14 protein-coding genes and 2 pseudogenes are annotated in these 17,912 nt (G+C 44.3%); 6 read left to right on the top strand and 10 right to left on the bottom strand.

Features of this window, described 5'->3' with window-relative positions:
• The first annotated feature begins 36 nt into the window (after positions 1–36).
• Positions 37–833, top strand: a pseudogene (locus V5G28_RS05090) (IS5 family transposase).
• A 132-nt stretch (positions 834–965) separates the two neighbouring features.
• Here the strand turns inward: V5G28_RS05090 and V5G28_RS05085 are convergent.
• Entirely contained in the window at positions 966–1,112 is a 147-nt protein-coding gene (locus V5G28_RS05085) for a hypothetical protein (protein ID WP_158054977.1), read from the bottom strand.
• A 59-nt stretch (positions 1,113–1,171) separates the two neighbouring features.
• On the opposite strand from V5G28_RS05085, the gene V5G28_RS05080 reads away from it, so the two are divergent.
• A complete protein-coding gene (locus tag V5G28_RS05080) occupies positions 1,172–1,909 on the top strand; it encodes a DUF429 domain-containing protein (protein ID WP_332990090.1) in 738 nt (245 codons plus the stop codon).
• Positions 1,910–1,964: 55 nt separating this feature from the next.
• On the opposite strand, the gene glgP is transcribed toward V5G28_RS05080, so the two are convergent.
• The 3 genes from glgP to V5G28_RS05065 form a co-directional block, all read right to left on the bottom strand.
• Complete coding sequence (glgP, locus tag V5G28_RS05075) at positions 1,965–4,526, bottom strand: alpha-glucan family phosphorylase (RefSeq protein WP_332990087.1); 2,562 nt, start codon at positions 4,524–4,526, stop codon at positions 1,965–1,967.
• Positions 4,527–5,144: 618 nt separating this feature from the next.
• Positions 5,145–5,675 carry a pentapeptide repeat-containing protein gene (locus V5G28_RS05070; protein WP_332990085.1) on the bottom strand — a complete coding sequence of 177 codons (531 nt, stop codon included), beginning with the start codon at positions 5,673–5,675 and terminating at the stop codon, positions 5,145–5,147.
• Between the two features lie 79 nt (positions 5,676–5,754).
• A complete protein-coding gene (locus V5G28_RS05065) occupies positions 5,755–6,096 on the bottom strand; it encodes a hypothetical protein (protein ID WP_336229804.1) in 342 nt (113 codons plus the stop codon).
• Between the two features lie 58 nt (positions 6,097–6,154).
• Between V5G28_RS05065 and crcB the strand changes: the two genes are divergently transcribed.
• Positions 6,155–6,538, top strand: coding sequence for a fluoride efflux transporter CrcB (gene crcB, locus V5G28_RS05060; protein WP_332990083.1), 384 nt, complete (start codon positions 6,155–6,157; stop codon positions 6,536–6,538).
• Between the two features lie 7 nt (positions 6,539–6,545).
• On the opposite strand, the gene V5G28_RS05055 is transcribed toward crcB, so the two are convergent.
• From V5G28_RS05055 to V5G28_RS05040, 4 genes are all read right to left on the bottom strand, one after another.
• Entirely contained in the window at positions 6,546–6,683 is a 138-nt protein-coding gene (locus V5G28_RS05055) for a hypothetical protein (protein WP_332990081.1), read from the bottom strand.
• A gap of 465 nt (positions 6,684–7,148) precedes the next feature.
• Positions 7,149–7,697 (bottom strand): outer membrane beta-barrel protein, encoded by a 549-nt coding sequence (locus V5G28_RS05050; protein ID WP_096565241.1) that lies wholly within the window; start codon positions 7,695–7,697, stop codon positions 7,149–7,151.
• Positions 7,698–7,874: 177 nt separating this feature from the next.
• Positions 7,875–9,491 (bottom strand): murein biosynthesis integral membrane protein MurJ, encoded by a 1,617-nt coding sequence (gene murJ / locus V5G28_RS05045; RefSeq protein ID WP_336229802.1) that lies wholly within the window; start codon positions 9,489–9,491, stop codon positions 7,875–7,877.
• A gap of 649 nt (positions 9,492–10,140) precedes the next feature.
• Positions 10,141–11,574, bottom strand: a complete 1,434-nt coding sequence (locus V5G28_RS05040) for an LCP family protein (RefSeq protein WP_332990077.1) — start codon at positions 11,572–11,574, stop codon at positions 10,141–10,143.
• Positions 11,575–12,026: 452 nt separating this feature from the next.
• On the opposite strand from V5G28_RS05040, the gene V5G28_RS05035 reads away from it, so the two are divergent.
• The 3 genes from V5G28_RS05035 to V5G28_RS05025 all read left to right on the top strand — a co-directional run bounded on the left by V5G28_RS05035 (position 12,027) and on the right by V5G28_RS05025 (position 15,811).
• The gene (locus V5G28_RS05035; protein WP_332990076.1) at positions 12,027–13,091 is read left to right on the top strand and encodes a mannose-1-phosphate guanylyltransferase; all 1,065 of its coding nucleotides are present in this window, start codon (positions 12,027–12,029) and stop codon (positions 13,089–13,091) included.
• A 427-nt stretch (positions 13,092–13,518) separates the two neighbouring features.
• On the top strand, positions 13,519–15,165 hold the full coding sequence (locus V5G28_RS05030; RefSeq protein ID WP_332990071.1) for an ABC1 kinase family protein: 1,647 nt from the start codon (positions 13,519–13,521) through the stop codon (positions 15,163–15,165).
• 367 nt (positions 15,166–15,532) lie between these two features.
• The gene (locus tag V5G28_RS05025; RefSeq protein WP_332990069.1) at positions 15,533–15,811 is read left to right on the top strand and encodes a hypothetical protein; all 279 of its coding nucleotides are present in this window, start codon (positions 15,533–15,535) and stop codon (positions 15,809–15,811) included.
• Positions 15,812–16,092: 281 nt separating this feature from the next.
• Here the strand turns inward: V5G28_RS05025 and V5G28_RS05020 are convergent, their stop codons facing one another.
• Together V5G28_RS05020 and V5G28_RS05015 are read right to left on the bottom strand one after the other, a co-directional pair.
• Positions 16,093–16,605, bottom strand: coding sequence for a L,D-transpeptidase (locus V5G28_RS05020; RefSeq protein ID WP_332990067.1), 513 nt, complete (start codon positions 16,603–16,605; stop codon positions 16,093–16,095).
• A gap of 364 nt (positions 16,606–16,969) precedes the next feature.
• Positions 16,970–17,601, bottom strand: a pseudogene (locus tag V5G28_RS05015) (bifunctional 4-hydroxy-2-oxoglutarate aldolase/2-dehydro-3-deoxy-phosphogluconate aldolase).
• Positions 17,602–17,912 lie beyond the last annotated feature (311 nt).

The raw sequence follows: 17,912 nt of genomic DNA, 5'->3' as shown, positions 1-17,912 counted from the left end.
GCTCGTATAGATACTAAACAGCACCGAGAGAGTGGTATGAGTAAAGCTTACCCCAGCAACCTAACCCTGGCACAATATAAATTGATGAGTGACCTAATTCCGGAAGCGAAACCGGGTGGTCGAAAGCGTGAAGTTGATATGTGGGAGGTTCGATGGCGCGATTTTCTACATTTTGGTAGAAGGAGTCAGATGGCGATCGCTACCAGGAGATTTTCCTGCCTGGCAAACGGTCTATACATACTTTCGCAATTGGCGTAAAGACGCGACTTGGCTAAAAATCCACGATAGTCGTAAGAGTTTGGGTTCGCATAGAACATCAACGTCAACAAGCGTCCATCCGAGGCAATCATTGACAGTCAAAGTGTTAAAAGCGCAGCAATGGTGAGCCAGTCAGTTGGTTTTGATGCAGGTAAAAAGATCAAAGGACGTAAGCGATTTATGACCGTCGATACCTTGGGATTGGTTTTGAGGGTTTTAGTTACCGCAGCCAATGTTGGTGAACGAGAAGGAGGAAAACAAGTTCGCGCATCCGGTCAAACAGTCCAATCAAAAGGTATCTCGTTTGACTACTATCTGGGTAGATGGTGGCAATGATTACGAACCTTTCATGCAGTGGGTGATGAATTTTTGCCGTTGGATTGTACAGGTTGTGTTGCGCTCGCAAGAGGCTAAAGGTTTTGTCTTGCTCAAAAAACGTTGGGTTGTAGAGCGAACTTATGGGAAAGCTGATGGGATGTCGCCGATTAGTTCGAGACTATGAGTTATTGCCCGCAACATCCGAGACTTTTATTTATCTTGCCATGATACGCACTATGGTTCAGCGATTAGCATAATTTTTAACCTCTAAAAACTTTTCAAACATCCTCTAATATGTCGGCAGTGTAGTTTTTGTAAGACATGACTTTTCTTGTGTATGAGTTATTACAAGATTTAGAGCCATCTTTGTAGCGACCTAGACCACAGAATCAATCAATATAATAAGCAATTTTTTGCTGCTTTTTTTGTGTTCGTGGGATCATTATCTTTGCCCAAGTCCAAAAGTATTTAGCAACTATTTCAGCTTTAATTGAGGACTGTTCTCTAGACTCATCAAAGAAAGAAGTGTCAGTCATAATTTCTAATCAAAAGTACGATAGTCTCTTGTTTAATAGCTTATCTTATTAATTCAACAATGAAATTTCTCGGAATTGACTTAGGGTGGAAATCCCAACCCAGCGGCTTATGCTACTTACAATTAATCGATGGAAAACTCCAAATACAAGACTTAGACCGCAAGGAACTGATTGCAGATATCCTCACCTGGATTGATACCTGCGTGACATCACACGAACCCGCCATCATCGCCGTAGACGCACCCACTCTCATCCCCAACGCTACCGGGAGCCGCCTACCCGACAAACTCACTCACAAACACTTTGGCAAATATCACGCTGGTTGCTACCCGGCAAATCTTGGCTTACCCTTTGCAGAACGGACAGTAAAATTTGGCTTAGAATTAGAATCGCGTGGTTTCACTCACGCACCAACCATCGAACCGCAAAAACCCGGTAGATATCAAATAGAAGTCTTTCCTCATCCAGCCATAGTTCAATTATTTGGGTTAGAACGCATCCTGAAATATAAAAAAGGACGCCTTAGCGATCGCCGCTTAGAACTGATCAAACTCTACAATTACATTACAGAAATCTTACCCACCCTCCATCCTCCTCTGTGTTCTGTGCGCCTCTGTGGTTCCTTCCTTCCCGAAATTCCCACCACAGGCGCAGCCCTCAAAGAAGCCGAAGACAAACTAGATAGCCTCATCTGTGCTTATGTAGCAGCATACTGGTGGTATTGGGGAGAACAACGTAACCTGGTACTTGGCGATCGCACTACTGGCTACATTGTCATCCCCCAATCAAACTTGTAGAGACGCGCCATGACGCGTCTCTACAGGTTGCGTCTCTACAGGTTGCGCTGCACTGTTACTGCGCCCAAACAATCAGCCTTGGCTCATAAGGACTAGAGAGGTGTTTGTGTTTTGGCACCACGCGCAAGGACAAGCCTTGCAAACCAGAGGTATTATACACGACGTCAGCCGTGTAAATACTCAATCCGTCCTTATCCTCGCCTTGGTAATCCATCACCACAGGTACACCGTTGATAATATCGCCACTGGCATCAATAGCACCTTGGTAAAGTTCCACCTGCACATCATCGTTCGTCAAAGTTGCCAAGTCAATCTTGGCTTTGACGTTGACGGTTTGATTAACCTTAATATCTGCATCTGAAGATACGTTCACATCTTTGATTTTGATGTCGTACCAGTGGGCGGTAAGGTTATCTTTCCAATGAGCTAATTCTTTAGCTGGGGCGTAGTTATCGACAGTGAGAGTGTGGTAGCGATCGCTTGCTGGGAAATAAGCCCGCTCTGCATATTCTCGCACCATCCGCGCCGTATTAAAGAAGGGACAATTTAACTGGATTGCATCCTTCATTTTGTCAATCCAGCGGCGAGGCAAACCATCGACATCTCGGTCGTAGAATAAAGGCACGACTTCCTTTTCTAGGATATCGTACAGGGCATTCGCCTCTATCTCATCTTGGTAATCGGGGTCATCATACATTTCCCCGTGTCCGATCGCCCAACCGGTACGGACATAATCAGCTTCATCCCACCAGCCATCTAGTACGCTTAAATTCGGCAAACCATTCATAGCCGCCTTCATACCACTGGTACCGGAGGCTTCTCGTGGACGCCGGGGATTATTTAACCAAACATCGCAGCCCGCCACCATTAATCGGGCTATATGAATGTCGTAGTTAGGAACAAACACTATCTGCTTTTCCAAGCCTTGTTCTTTAATAAAGTGATTGATATCACGGATAAGTTCTTTACCTGGAATATCCTTAGGATGTGCTTTACCAGAGATGACAAACTGTAACTTACGGTCTTTATTAGCTAACAAAAGCCGCCTGATTCGCTCAACATCCCGCATCCATAGGGTGGCACGTTTGTAGGTCGCAAAGCGACGGGCAAAGCCGATAGTGAGAACCTTTGGGTCGAGAACTTCTTGTGCAGAGGCAATTTCTGAGGGAGAAGCACCACGATCTCGCAAATGTTTCACCAAACGTTCGCGAACGTACAAAACCATGTCCAAACGACAGCGTTCGTGATTGCGCCACAACTCCTCATCGGGGATGGCGTCCATCCGTTCCCATAACGGGTTATCGGTTGCTGCTGATGACCAGCTTGGTCCTAAGTAGCGATCGTACAACTCCTGAGTCGATTTAGAGACACAAGAGCGGGCATGAACGCCGTTAGTAATTGCGGTAATCGGCACTTCCTCTACTGGCACATTCTGCCACAAACCCTTAAACATCTGCCGCGAAACCACACCATGCAGCTGCGCTACGCCGTTAGAAAATGTCGCCGTTTTCAGCGCTAGCACCGCCATACTGAAAGGTCCAGACAAATCACCAGTATTTTCACGCCCCAAGCTCAAAAATTGGTCTTTATTCAAGCCAAAAATTTCAGCATAGCGTCCCAGGTAGTGCAACACTTTGTCTGGGGAGAACAAGTCAATTCCCGCTGGTACTGGCGTGTGAGTAGTAAAGATATTACTAGAAGCGACTACTTGTCTGGCTTCGGTATAACTTAGCCCCTCTTCCTGAATCAGGATGCGGATACGTTCTAGGGCAGAGAAAGCCGCATGACCTTCATTCATGTGATAGGCAGTGACATTATACCCTAGCGCTTTTAGCATTTGGACACCACCGATCCCCAGCATGATTTCTTGGTGGATACGCATATCGATGTCGCCACCGTAAAGCTGGTCTGTGATGTCCTGGTCGTAACCGTTATTCGGTTCAATGTTAGTGTCTAGCATATACAGAGGCACCGATCCCACCTGTACGCGCCAAACCCTTGCATATACGATGCGTCCTGGATAATCTACCGCAATGCGTAATTCCGAACCATCAGGATTGCGTTCCAGGTGCAAAGGCATATTATAAAAGTCGTTGATTGGGTAGCGTTCCTGCTGCCAACCATCGGCGTTTAAATATTGAGCAAAATAACCTTGTTGATACAGTAAGCCCACACCAACTAAGGGCAACCCCAAGTCACTAGCAGATTTGAGGTGATCCCCAGCGAGAACTCCCAAACCTCCAGAGTAGATGGGCAAACAATCTACAAGCCCAAACTCAGCCGAGAAATAGGCGTAGTATTCTTTTTGCTTTTGACCCCGCTGTTTTTGGTACCAAGTACGCTCTTGCAAATAATCCTCTAACTGACGAGCAGAGCGATCCATTTGCGCCAGGAAGCCTTCATCTTCCACAACTTCCAACAAACGCGCTTGGCTAATGGTACCAAGCATCAAAACTGGGTTGTGACGGCTAGATTCCCACAAGTCGGGGTCTAAGCGACGGAATAAATCTTTCGTCTCAACGTTCCAATCCCAGTGCAAGTTATATGCCAACTTCCGTAGCGGCTCAAGTCGCTGCGGTAGTGAAGGGGAGACATTAAAAGTGCGAATTGGCTGCATAGGTTAGCGTAACTCTAGCTTTAGCTATGGTTATTGTTGACTGTATTTCCCTTATGCTGTCAATTCTTTATACTAAGTTTGTGAAGTTATCGTGACATTGTTAAGTTTTAAAAAGTATTCTCAGTTTCCTTACCAAAGCGGACAACAAGGATATTTCAAATTCTCCGCTTTACCCTTTGCCACATCTTGAATACAGAAAAACTTATCAGAAAGATGTATCCTCTCTGTCAATCTACCAAATATTAGTAGTGAATTTACAAATCTTTATGTACTGGAAAACACCTACTACGGCGGCTGGGTGTCTCAGAGGTTGGATGACCGACTTTTCACGGTTCGTCCTCAAACCACGAAACAGCCTGGCTTTTTCCAGAGCAGGATTCTCAATAGTTTTGGATTAATGATAATAAACCTTGATGTCTCCAGACCCCGGCTTCTTATAATATCAAGTCCGGTTGATTACAGTCTGTTACCTGGGGCGCTGTTGCCTCTTTAAGGTCTTCTAGTGATTGTTCAAACAAACCAAAACCCCCACTGCCAGGTTTGGCAATGGGGTTATCAGGGGGAAACGAAAGGTTGTAGATTTTTTGGAAAGGTAGCGCGACAGCTACGCACTTTTCATTACTGAGTGATCAATCCTTGGGGTCTTATTACTCCTTCCAAATCAGCCCCCTGTAGGTTTGCTCCTTCTATGTTCGCATCTGTTAGATTTGCCTTTTCTAAGTCTGCGTCAAATAGGTTCGCTCTTTGCAAATTTGCTCTGGCTATGTTTGCCTTACCTAAGTCTGCTCCTTGAAGGTTTGCCGCTAGCAGATTTGTTGACTGTAAGTTAGCCTTTTCTAAGTCCGCACCTTGCAAGTTCGCACCTTCCAAGTTTGCCGCTTGCAGGTTTGCCCCTTTTAAGTGTGCCCCAATTAGGTTACACCCGACACATTCTTTGGTTTCTAGTAAACGTCTAATGTTTGCTGTTACAGACTCTGTTGGCAATGCTGGAGATATGATTGGAGTCTCTGTGGATTGTGTAGATACCGATGGTGTGAGTGATTGAGCAGTAGCGTTGGGTTGGTCAAGCAGAGAAAATCCCGCTACAAGTACTAGGAATACTGCTGCTAGAACCCAATGAGTGAGGTTTTTTAAATTTGGTTTTTTCATTTGACTTCCGTGGCTGTGCTTTAATTGCAACTATCAATAAGATGCTTAATGTTTACTTTAAATAGGTCAGCTGAGAAAATCAAATATTATTTTTATTCAAATTTATAAATTCAAGTGATGAAGAAAATTTTAGATACATAGCGCAATACCGTTGGTGATAAGCCTTTTTGTTTCCCCCTGCACCCCCTATTAGCACCATCTCCGGTAAAAAAATAATGTTGTATTCCCGCAGGCGCTCCAATACGGTTCGGATAAGATCGCCCCGCCTAAGGGCGATCCCCGATAAATTGGGGGTAGAAGGAAAATAACCCCCTTTTTTAGGGCGTGATAAACAAGCTAACCGAACCGTATTGGGGGACTTACGCGATTTGTAGGTATTGACAAAATTATCATTATTTGGTCGTATTTGTAGAATGTCCATTAGCCATTCAGCTAAAACATGGCTGAACTAACAAATCCTTTGGCGGTTACTGACTTGTATGAACTCTGCAACTTACGCTCTCATCGCAATCAGTTTGGGAGCAGTTTCAGGTGCGCTGAGTCGTTATTACCTGACTATCTTTTTTGCGCGTTGGTTAGGGACGGCATTTCCTTATGGAACTTTTTTCATCAACATAACTGGCGCTTTTTTGATGGGCTTTTTTATTACCCTCACATCAAAGCTAGCAATTTTTCCTCAGTTAAATCTGTTAGTTGCAGTAGGCTTTTTAGGTTCTTACACTACATTTTCCACTTATGCTTTAGATACTTCAAATTTGTTACGGACTCAAAAGTACCTAGCTGCAATACTTTATTGGTGTGGTAGTGCGATATTAGGGTTTATTAGTATAGAATTAGGAATCTTCTTAGCAAAGAGATTCTGATGTTTTTTCAATCAGAACGCTGAGGCGATCGCCAGTCGCCTGCTCCGGGAAACCCTACCAATAGCGCTGGACTTACACGCAACGTCTCTAGATGTGGGGAATCTTCATCAACAATCCTTAACTGAACGGGAGCATCCCAATGCATGCAAAAACAATGGTAGTGGGAGCCGGAAAGCTCCCTACTTCAATTGAAAGCGGGCAAGATGCCCGCACTACAAAATAAAATAAATTTACACATTTGGGATGCTCCCAACTGAACCGTATTGTAGTATTGAAATAAGTTGCAAAAAGTATTAGCAAATATTAGCAAGCAATAGCAGATGTGCTAGACTGGGTTCATGGAAACACAAGATTGCCATGAAGCTATCGGAGTATGCAAAAAAATAGGGATAAAGCCCTAAAAATTCTGTAGTTACTAGCAGTCGGACTTCAGGATGAATCATAATGAATCGTCCCAGTGACAGTTCTAATAGTTACCTTATAGTTGTGTTCTCTTGCTGCAACAAATAAGGAGCGGTGAAGCTCCTAAAATCAGAGGAAAAGCTTCACCGCTCCCGTGCATTTGGTTTCGCATTAGAATCCTTCTTTATGTGGCGGAGTCTCTGAAGGATTAGAAGCGGAACCCAACTCCTGTTTGCAAGCTGACGGCGTCAGCATCACTGGCCTTGTAGGCGTCAATGCCCCACTTGGCATCACCATACACAACGACGTTCTTAGCAACTTCTGATTCAGCACCAAGGGTTAAGACAGGTGCATTCTGATTTCCCAACTGGCTTGCTTTACCTTCGTCCGTCTGGAAGGAGTAACCACCGCCGATGTAAACGTTGGTGTTTTTAGCGATCGGTGCATCGTAAGTTAACAACGGCATAGCTGCGGTAGAATCACCACCAAACAGAACAGAACCGCGAAGTGAAACAGGCGCATTAGGAATGGCGTATCGTCCTTGAATATTTCCACCGAATAAAGCTGCATCATTGTCTCGTCCGCCATTGGTCACGCCAGCAGAAGCACCAGCACCAAGATAGCTACCGTTCATACCACGTGTTGCGGCTTCTTGAGTTGTAGCTGTTGTTGGAGCAGTTTGAGCCGAAGCAATACCAGCGGAAAGGACAACTGAAGCAACAGCAAGTGTAGAAGTTAACAATTTTGCAAGTTTCATAGGTTTCTCGTTACTAGAATTATGTGCAATCAATAGTCTCTAGTACTAGAATCCCTTTTTTGACAAAATTCACCTTCATGCACTTAGGTTATCCAACTGGATGAAACTGTTTCACCCAGTTAGGTGAGCCTACACCAAAATAGTTAAGATATAATATGTGGCATATACTAATTTGATTTATTTTTTTAAAAAGCGCTGACGCAAACGAGATACAAAAAGATTGACTTCTGGTAATTTCATCCATGCGGCAATCACAGCAAAAACGCCGATGCCAACTAAACCAGCAATAGATAATTGCAACAGTTGAATGAGTAAACCATTTGTACCTAAAAACTTCTGCAAAACCTCAAGAGTTCCATAGCTTGCGGCTCCAGCTACCATGCTAGCAGCAGTCAAACCTAGAATTGGCAAACTCCACTCTCGCCAAGGTAAACCATTCAGCCTGCGATCAAGCAACCACAATAGCATCAATACTGAGATGCAATTCACTCCAACTGTTGCTAGCACCAAACCAGGAGCGCCAAAAGGTTTAAAGAAAATCCAATCTAGCAAGGCGTTGAACAAGATGTTAATAACGCTGATCCGAAATGGTGTTTCGCCATCACCCAAAGCATAAAACACCCGCACCAAAACATCTCGCCCCAAGTAGACAAACATTCCAATGCCCGAAGCAACTAGTATGGAGGAAACTAGCCCTGAATCTGCTTGCGTAAAAGCACCGCGCTCATAGACGACTCGCACAATGGGGACAGACAGCACTACCATCAGCGCTCCCATTGGTAGCATGGTAAGGGCAGTAAGTATCAGTCCCTGACGAATTCGCAATTTTAGCTCCGGCCAATTATCTGGCTCGGCAAGTCGCGCAAATACTGGTAACAAAGGTAGCAATATAATATTAGAGATAATACCTAAAGGAGTTTGCACCAAGATATTGGAATAACGCAATCCAGAAGGAGCAGAGGGGATGAAGGATGCGAAATACATATCAGTGTAAAGGTTAATTTGCAACATTCCAGAGGAAAAGGTTGCTGGTGCCATAATTTTCAGTACATCGTTGACCCCTGGCTGCTTAAAATTAAATCGCAGGCGAAATGTACCTAAGCCTGCTCGTGCTTGGGCAATTTGCTGAATCAACCATTGTAGGAACGCTCCCGCTAGGGTACCTCCAGCTAATACCATTCCACCTAAAATGGCATATTGAGGTGAGCTAATTTTGTTACCTAATTGCAGAGCAAGGATACCAAGCCCAATAATGAGAATAATGCTGGAAAATAAGGGGCTAAGGGAAAGTAGCCAGTATTGATTAGCTGTGTTGAGAGTACCAAAGCCAATACCAATCAGTCCTGCTAAAACTGCGATCGGTGCCATGATCCTGAGTTGCACGATCGCATTTGCTTTTATTAATGCTCCATTAGGAACCGTATCTAAACCTGGTGCTATTAAGTCAATCAGGTTAGGGGCAAATATTACCAGGAAAATAGTCACTAAGACGAGCAAACCACCCACAAGCGTTGTAATTGTTTCCACCAAGGGGGCGGCTTCTTCTTGCTTGCGCTTGGCTAAGACGCTGACGATCGCACTGTGGAATGGTCCATTTACACCACCTAGTAATATCAGCAGGAAACTGGGGATCATGTAGGCGAAGTTATAAGCATCGACAATAGCCCCCGCACCAAAAGCAGCGGCGATCGCTTGTTCGCGTACCAACCCAAAAACTTTGCTTATTAACGTCGCAACGGCGATAATCCCAGCAATTCCAGCTAAAGAACGAGAGGCTTTTTGTTCTTTTGTCACAAATAATACCTGACAACTTTCTCAACGCGCATATCTGGAAACATTTAACCTGAAATTTAGGACTTTGTCAGGGTATTTTTGACAAAATTAGGGGTATAGGGGTGTGAGTGAGTATCCATTATTAACGTTGATTTTGGAAATACACGTAATTTTGTTGCATTGCAAATACTTTTCTCAAAACTATCAGCAAAGAGCATCAGTTGATTTAAAGTACATTTATTAAAAATAAACGAGGAAGAAATACGCAGTCTTTCCCATCCTCCCAGTCCTGAGGAAATTGAAAAAGCTATTGAAGTCGCTACGACAAAGTGTGTTCGATTGCCATAATTGTTGTCATTGATTGTTTTTGCTTAAGCATAAGCTGGACTGGCGTAAAGCAGCACCCATAACCAAGCAAGAACCCAAACTACAATCAATCCCAATATACGAAGTAAGATTTTTTTCATAAGCTTGCCCTTTGTCCTGTGCCATTAGTCATTAGTCAAAAGACTAAGAGACTTCCAAATAAAAAAATATCCAACTTTTTCTTGTGGGATGCTTCTGGTCCCTCCTATAAACTGGGGGAACCAGAAGCCCACCCGACTCTCATTGGATAATTTATTTGTTGGAATACCCTAATGACTAATGACTAATGACTAATGACTAATGACTACTTCCAATCTTGACCAATACGAATGGTAATGTCAGATTCTAGATCCCCAATCGCAGCAACCTGGGTATAACCAACGCCTAATAATTTTTGTAGTTCTTCTCCTGCTTGTCTGTTGCCTTTCTGGACAATAATCTGGGTTCGGCGTCTGCTGTCAGCCCAATCAGGTATAGCGTAAACTTTAGTAAAACCTTTCTGTTTAAGAGAGTTGATAACTTTTTGAGTTAGCTCGGGTTTATTGGAAGCATTTTGAATAGCAATTTTGAGGCTGGATATCGGTTTCGCACTTGATTTCATACCAGATATTGTCACCCCAGCATAGTCCTCAAGTAAATCCACTCGCCCAGTCAGATCTAGCCAATAGCTATTGGGGTCTTGGCTTAAACGGCTGAAAATACCAGGTAGTATGGTCATTTGGAAACTATCTCGCCTAACGTTTAAGCCAAAGTTAACCAGCGCCATCATTTCTTCCAACTTCAGGTTGGTGTCGAAATGCTTTCGCATAATGCGGACGAGTTGAGGTAACCTGGGTAAGACTGTTGGACTATCTAGGCGAGAGCGCAATGCCATCAGTAGTGCTTGCTGTCGCTGTACTCTTTCGAGATCCCCCATTCCTGGTTCACGGTAGCGCACAAATTGTTCTGCTTGCTCGCCATTGAGAGTTTGCCAGCCGTTAACTAAGTTAATCGAAAATTTTTCGCCAGAGTCTTTATTAACCATTGGTTTGGGAACAAAGACCTCTACTCCACCCAACTGATCCACCATCTGTCGCAACCCACTAGTAGATATACGAATGTAGCGGTCAATAGGTGCATTATTTAAAGTACGACTGATGACGCGTGCTGCCAAAACATGACCACCTTGGGCATTCGCATCAGATACCTTAGTTAATCCTTTTTCTGGAATAGCTGTCATCGTATCTCTGGGGATCGAAAGCACCCGGATTGTTTTGTTACTTGGGTTAACTCGTATCAACAGTATCGTATCGCTATGACCTGCAAAACTTTCCGGAGAACCATTTACACTCCTGGGTACTGGTTCAACGCCCATCACCAAAATATTCATTGGTCGGGTGAGTTGATATTGTGAAATGTTACTCCACAACTCCCCAGGCAATGGTGTTTTTTGCTCTTTCCCATCCAATCCCAATTCTTCATCTGTTCGGTCCATGTCACTCCAAAGTGGAGTCCAAAGTGCCAAACTCGATACCAGCAAGCCTGACAAAGTGATCCCTACAACAATTGTCAGTATCCAAAATAGCCATCGAGGCATGGCTAACCCTAGCCTGTGGTAAAGCTGGCTGGGAATCGAACCCGTAGACTCTACGAAGTTACGGGAAACATTTTCTTGCTTTTTTGTTATCACCCCATTCGGTGATTGTTGAATTTCTTGAGATGTGTCCTGGTTTTCTTGACCTGCGACTTGTTTAACCACTATGCTCTCCCCACTCATCCACTCCCTAAAGGTAATGTTAATGCAAGACACAAATCTTGCCAGTTAACAAGATCACTTGAAGTCTGAAGTATAAAGTTTAAAATTTTCTTCCTACCCTACAAGAAGCCCCTCGGATGGCGTTTATACAACAATACAGTTCAGTTAAGGATTGATCCTCCCTAGCCCTCCTTAAAAAGGAGGGAACTAAGCCCCCTTTTTAAGGGGGTTGGGGGATCTTAACAAAACTAAACTCCACTAACTGAACCGTATTGGTTTATATAATTTAGAGTTGTTAGCCCTTCACTCTTTTTTGTGTGTCTCTGTGTCATTTCCTCTGACTGGTCAACTAGAGTCAACTACAAGCCCTTGCCTTTTAGAGCCTGGGGAATACACTCAACTAGAGGTCGTTGACAGTACACTTGTAGTGTTCTTTAGTAAGTTTTTATGACACAATGACTAGAACGTTGTTCCCTGTCATCCTTGCTGGTGGTAAAGGTGAGCGTTTTTGGCCCCTAAGCCGCCAAAATCGACCCAAGCAATTTTTGAATCTTGATGGCAGCAATAGAAGTCTTCTGCAAGCAACTGCTGACCGACTGCTGACACTTGTAGGCGGTTGGAAGAACTTGTGGGTCATCACTTCTGGTCAGATAGCTGAAGGAGTGCGAGAACAACTGCCTGAACTGCCATTTGATAACCTACTCGTCGAGTCACAGGGAAGGGACACTGCTGCTGCGGTTGCTTGGACAACTTTGGAAATTCAAAAGCGTTACGGAGATGAGGCTATTATCGGCTTTTTCCCTGCTGACCACTGGATAGCAGACCAAGAAGCATTTGCACGCACAATAAATGCAGCTACAGAACTTGCGGCAACTCAAGCAGCAATTGTGACACTGGGGATCAAGCCAACTTTTGCATCAACTGGTTACGGCTACATTGAACAAGGGGAAAAGGTTGGTAATTTTAATGACTTGCCAGCTTACCACGTCAATAGATTTACTGAAAAGCCTGACCGTGAAACGGCAGAAAATTTTCTCTCTACGAGACGCTTTAGCTGGAATAGCGGGATGTTTATTTTTCGGGCGGGCATTGTTCTTAAGGAACTGCACATACACGCTCCGGAAATTATCGAACCGATAGAAAAACACGGTTCGCAAATCTACCCAGAGCTACCTAAGAAGAGTATAGACTATGCCTTAATGGAAAAGACAGATATAGCGTATGTCTTGCCAGCAGAATTTGGCTGGGATGATTTAGGTGATTGGAATGCGATTGAGCGTTTGCTGAAAAAAGAAGGCACTCCCAATGTCGAATTGGCTACTCACGTAGGGCTTGATACCCAGGGGTCTATCGTTTACTCGACAAATGAAGAAGATGTCATTGTTACCATTGGGTTAGATGATGTCGTAATTGTGCGCGATCGCAACGTTACCCTCATAGTCAAAAAAGACCGTACCCAAGAAATTAAGCAAGTCCTCAAAACCTTGCAGAGTGATCCCCGATTTACGAACTTGCTTTAGAACTTAAACCCTTGGCAGAGGCATAAAAGGTGAATTTACCAGTATAACTTTTCTGTCTCGTATTTCATTTGAACAATTATGCAAATCATTAGTTATCAGCTTCTAGCCAAGGGCATGGCAATAAACCGCATTATTGCCTATCAAAAGCATATTTTTGCGAGCAAAAGATTTTCGTGTCCCCATCGTCTACACGGTGGGGATTTCTGCTCAAATGATGTCAAACGGATGCTGAGCAAACAAAACTTGACAAAAGTTGTAAAATCGTCTTTATAAAGATTTAACATTGTGCGGAAGCAAGCAAAATCTTAAAAGCTAACAGCAGTACCAATGACTTGCGCTGCATCATCATTCGCTGCTGCTTAGCTCTCTAATCCCTCTGTTCGTTTTTCTGTTGCACTCTCGGTTGCCTCTGCGGTTCATTAAAATTATGTTTATAACCCAAACTGTTCCTCGTCAAAGAGAAATTATTGAAGTTCTACTTCGCAATGGCTGGGACTATATGCGACGACTCCTCACCGGAGGTAAAGCCGATGAACCCCAGCTACCTACACCTGCTGTTTTAAAAAACATATTGGTAGATTTAGGACCAGTCTACGTCAAACTCGGTCAGTTAATGTCTACCCGTCCAGACCTCCTGAGCGCAGCATACATAGAAGAACTGTCAACGCTGCAAGACGAAGTGCCTCCAGTTCCTTGGGCAGAAATAGAAGTTCTGATTCGCAAACAACTCAAACGCCCTTTAGAAGAAACCTTCGCCACAGTAAATGCGATCGCAGTAGCAGCTGGTTCTATTGCCCAGACACACAAAGCGACACTCGCAGATGGTCGCGAAGTTGCTCTTAAGGTGCAACGTCCAGGAATTGATATCACTGTTGCTCAAGATATCGCTTTAATTCAAGGTATTGCCGATTTAGTTGCCCGTACTGAATTTGGGCAGACTTATGAAATCAAATCCATCGCCGAAGAATTTACCAAGGCGCTGGAAGCAGAGTTAGATTTTACACGAGAAGCAGGTTTCACCGACCAGTTGCGACGCAATTTATCCGAAAGTCGCTGGTTTGATCCCACACAGTTAGTCGTAGCGGAAATTTACTGGGATTTGACCACACCAAAATTAATGGTGATGGAGTGGCTGGACGGGGTTCCTCTGCTGATGGGGGATCTCAGCAGTGACAACAACGGTCAAGACCCTGCGGAGAAGCGCAAAGCAATTACCACGCTACTATTCCGTGCTTTCTTTCAGCAACTGTACATTGATGGCTTTTTCCACGCCGATCCGCATCCAGGGAATTTATTTTATCTCAAAGATGGTCGGGTTGCTTTGTTAGACTGCGGCATGGTGGGACGACTTGATCCCCGCACGCAACAGATATTGACCGAAATGTTATTGGCAATTGTGGATCTAGATGCTCAACGGTGCGCTCAGTTAACTTTGCAGCTAGCGGAGTCTACACAGCCAGTGATTATGGTTCAGCTGGAAAATGATTATGACCGGATGCTGCGAAAGTATTACAACCTGAGCGTGTCGCAGATGAATTTCAGTCAAATCATCTATGAACTTCTGCAAGTTGCCCGCAACAATAAAATTCGCTTGCCCAGTAACATGGGCTTATACGCCAAAACCCTAGCTAATTTAGAGGGGGTAGCGCGGGGATTTAACCCAGAAGTCAACTTTATCGATGAAATTCAGCCATTGCTAACAGACTTGTTTCGCCGACAACTGTTTGGGGATAGTCCTGTGCGATCGCTTCTCAGAACAGCGCTGGATCTTAAAAGTCTCACTTTACAATCTCCTCGCCAGATAGAGTTGCTGCTCGACCGAATTACCTCGGAAACTCTACAGTGGAATATCTCAGTGCGTGGTTTAGATGGTTTGCGGCGCACAACAGATGATGCTGCCAATCGTCTTTCTTTCAGCATCTTGGTTGGTTCGCTGATTATGGGTGCAGCAATTATCTCTAGCAACGCACGGACACCTCAACTGTCTTTTTTAAGCAATGTGTTGTTTGCCGTCGCCAGTTTGCTAGGGCTGTGGTTAATCATTAGTACCTTGCGATCCGGGCGTCTACGCTAAAACCTAGAACCCCACCCCTAACCCCTCCCCGCTTGCGGGGAGGGGAAGTTTTGGCACAAGACAAAATTGGGGTGTGGTTTTGTGGCGATCGCACTACAGCAATTTTGCTGTTGGGAGTACCAAAAAATAAATTATCCATTCTGTAGGGGGGCTGACGGCGCACAGCAGTTGAGGTTTTACATGCAGGACTTGGATTGCGCCCTAACCCACCATTGTTTTGGAGAGTACTACAAATTGGAGATTTTTTTAATTGGAAGTCCCTTAGACTACGCCAAGAAACCTAACCCCCCAACCCCGCTTCCCTACAAGGATACTGCTGGCGAATCAGGGGTGTGACCCTCTAATACATATCCGTGTAGGGGGGAAAGTGACGCAACTGGGGAACGCTACGCGCTTATTTGGCGGTGCCGAGTACGGGCACAAAGACCGCTCACGGGCAGCGCAGTGCCGCCCGCACTCGGCACTGCGCGCGCCACTCGTGCCGTTTGTTCTGGTACTCCCCAATGGTTCCTTGGATGCAGTGTCATATGCAAATGCAACTCTCCAACTCAACTTTTTGTATCATCCTGCTAAAAGTTGCATTTTGCTCATCTCCCTTACTCTGATCAGGGGTCGCACTCCTGATTCGCCAGCAGTATCCTGGTAAGGAAGGGGGTTGGGGGTTAGGTCTGTGCTGCTGTACTTGACTCAACCGCCGAACCGCCATAACCCATGACCGAATCAGTACCCGCAGTGCCGAGTTACCAAGGAAGCGCAGTAAAAATCTTGTTTGGTACAAGCCCCTGTTTTTTAAACATGGTAGTATGCAGAAAAATGTCCAAACGAGATACGTAGTACGAGAAATACGGCGTCCTTATACAAAGCCCCTCAAGAAGATTGATGGGGATTAACTGGTCACTGTTCACTGTTCACTGTTCACTGTTTTACCTACCTTTGCACCACCACTGGTGTTCCTATCGACGCCCAGTTAAATAGCCGCTTAGCCTGCTTGGGAGGCAGATTGACACAACCGTGGCTAATCGGTGTGCCAAATTTTTGATGCCAATATGCACCGTGAATTGCATAGTTTCCACTGTAATACATAGTATGTGGAACGTCCGGAATATCATAGTCTGTACCCTGCATTCGAGTAGACTTGAGCTTGGATTGAATTTGAAAAACACCAGTGAGAGTTGGGGTGGATTTCTTACCTGTGGAAACCATGATTGCATAAAGACGTTTGCCTCCTTCCCAAGCTACTAAGCGTTGGTCTGAAAGGTCAATTTGAATCCAACGCTGATCAGATTTTTGTAGCGTCTGTATTTGTTCTTTAATTGTCTGGCTTTTGGATTGCGCCCAAACCTCATTTGAAGCAGCAAAAAAAATATTCAAGCTCAGTGCTGTCCCAGTCAGCAATAGCTTCACAGGACGCATCCATACAGGAGAAATTAGACTTTTCATAACATATGTACTCAAATAGCAGTGTTTAGGGAAAGCTTTCGCTTTCTCCTATACTTCCCAGTTTATTCCGACAATATAGGGCGTTTTGTCTGATTTCATCCTAATTAAAGAACCTGGCGCAAGACCCACTAGGGGTTATAAACCAATACGCTTGAGATAAGGCTAGATCCCTCAACCCCCCATGCATTCGGGGAGTTGAGGGGATTTTGAACGTTCTATGACTCTGGAGAGAAAATAATTGAGGCACAGGTGCGGAGTTTACGGCACACAAACAAAGTCCGCCTGCGCGGACTAACCTAAAAATAGGGTTTCAAATTTAATCTGACGAGAGTAATAAAAGAGGGTTAAGCATTAATATCACTAACTAACTAATTTTTTGGATCAGGTTTTGTGCTTTTTGAGCGATCGCCTCCCAGTTTCCAGTATCTACAAACTCTTTGGGAAACAACTGACTACTCAAACCAACTGCTGCTGCTCCTGCTTGTAAAAATTCCTTGGCATTTTCTAAAGTCACACCCCCTGTCGGAATTAAGGGAATATGACCCAATGGTCCTCGCAAACTTTTTATATACCTTACGCCTCCTACCGCTTCCACGGAAAACACCTTGACACAGGTTGCGCCACTAGACCAAGCCGTAACCATTTCTGTTGGGAGAGCGCTCCTGGTATGATAGGTACGCCTATATCGAGTGCTGCTTTAATCATCACTGGATCAACGTGGGGAGTGAAGAGAAATTGTGCCCCTGCAGCAATTGCTTCCCGCATTTGCTCTAGATTCAGCAGCGTACCAGTTCCAATAGTACAGTTAGGTAATTCGACCCTGAGTTGCGCGATCAATTCAGTCGCACCAGCACTATTCCAAGTAATTTCAATCAATTGCATTCCTCCAGATGCCACAGCTAAAGCCAATTGGCGTGTCAATGAGACCTCTGGAGCGCGGATAACTGCAATAACTTTGTGTTGTTTGAGCTGTGATAACCAAGATTGACCAGACATTTTTATGAGGTTTTCTTTTAGAGTTAAAATTTTGAATTAGTAGTCGAAATCACAATCGTCTGAACTTCTCTACCTTTTAGAAAATCAATTTCTGTCTTAATCCGTATTGACTAACTTTAACACCCTACCATAGAGATATCCCATGAAAATCATAAGAAGCTAAACGCAAGTTAAATTCTATCTTTAGAAGTATATAATGAGTGATTTCGTCTTCCATCAATAGTCTACCAACTTAAGAATGATGACTAATCAACGATGATTCATTACAAAAATTAAGTCGCCAGCGAGATGGCAATCATCAAATCTATTTC

Source organism: Scytonema sp. PRP1 (genome assembly GCF_036697665.2).
Taxonomy (GTDB): Bacteria; Cyanobacteriota; Cyanobacteriia; order Cyanobacteriales; family Nostocaceae; genus Kalymmatonema; species Kalymmatonema gypsitolerans.
The sequence above is the reverse complement of the archived record's forward strand: the minus strand, read 5'-3'. Positions and strand labels throughout refer to the sequence as shown.

Coding starts and splice junctions, on each gene's coding strand:
- V5G28_RS05085 (WP_158054977.1), bottom strand. CDS start 1,112: ATGACTGACACTTCTTTCTTTGATGAGTCTAGAGAACAGTCCTCAATT.
- V5G28_RS05080 (WP_332990090.1), top strand. CDS start 1,172: ATGAAATTTCTCGGAATTGACTTAGGGTGGAAATCCCAACCCAGCGGC.
- glgP (WP_332990087.1), bottom strand. CDS start 4,526: ATGCAGCCAATTCGCACTTTTAATGTCTCCCCTTCACTACCGCAGCGA.
- V5G28_RS05070 (WP_332990085.1), bottom strand. CDS start 5,675: ATGAAAAAACCAAATTTAAAAAACCTCACTCATTGGGTTCTAGCAGCA.
- V5G28_RS05065 (WP_336229804.1), bottom strand. CDS start 6,096: ATGGACATTCTACAAATACGACCAAATAATGATAATTTTGTCAATACC.
- crcB (WP_332990083.1), top strand. CDS start 6,155: ATGAACTCTGCAACTTACGCTCTCATCGCAATCAGTTTGGGAGCAGTT.
- V5G28_RS05055 (WP_332990081.1), bottom strand. CDS start 6,683: ATGCATTGGGATGCTCCCGTTCAGTTAAGGATTGTTGATGAAGATTCC.
- V5G28_RS05050 (WP_096565241.1), bottom strand. CDS start 7,697: ATGAAACTTGCAAAATTGTTAACTTCTACACTTGCTGTTGCTTCAGTT.
- V5G28_RS05035 (WP_332990076.1), top strand. CDS start 12,027: ATGACTAGAACGTTGTTCCCTGTCATCCTTGCTGGTGGTAAAGGTGAG.
- V5G28_RS05030 (WP_332990071.1), top strand. CDS start 13,519: ATGTTTATAACCCAAACTGTTCCTCGTCAAAGAGAAATTATTGAAGTT.
- V5G28_RS05020 (WP_332990067.1), bottom strand. CDS start 16,605: ATGAAAAGTCTAATTTCTCCTGTATGGATGCGTCCTGTGAAGCTATTG.